Genomic DNA, 292 nt, shown 5'->3' on the forward strand with positions numbered 1-292 from the left:
CACGTTCAGTGGCGTGCGCTTCGAGCGGCAGTCGGTCGGGCCGGGCGATCTGTCCGGCTACTGGTCGCGCTACAACCGCGGCCACGGGCGTTTCCTCGACGCGAGCGGCCCCGAGCATCGCGACGTGTGGGACGTCCGCTACACGGGCACGCACGGCCGCTTCGACTGGGACCTCGAAACGATGCTGCAGACCGGCACGGTCGGCAACGACACGATCGCCGCATGGGCCGTCGGTTCGATCGCCGGCTACCGGCTCGACGCGCCGTGGTCGCCGCGCATCGCGCTGCAGGTC

1 protein-coding gene is annotated in these 292 nt (G+C 71.2%); it reads left to right on the forward strand.

What is annotated here, in order from left to right:
* The coding region (locus AAEY78_RS12530) for an alginate export family protein (protein ID WP_352339663.1) at window positions 1-292 on the forward strand (292 nt) is incomplete at both ends.

It is taken from the genome of Psychrobacter sp. 16-MNA-CIBAN-0192, assembly GCF_040309565.1.
Classification (GTDB): domain Bacteria; phylum Pseudomonadota; class Gammaproteobacteria; order Pseudomonadales; family Moraxellaceae; genus Psychrobacter.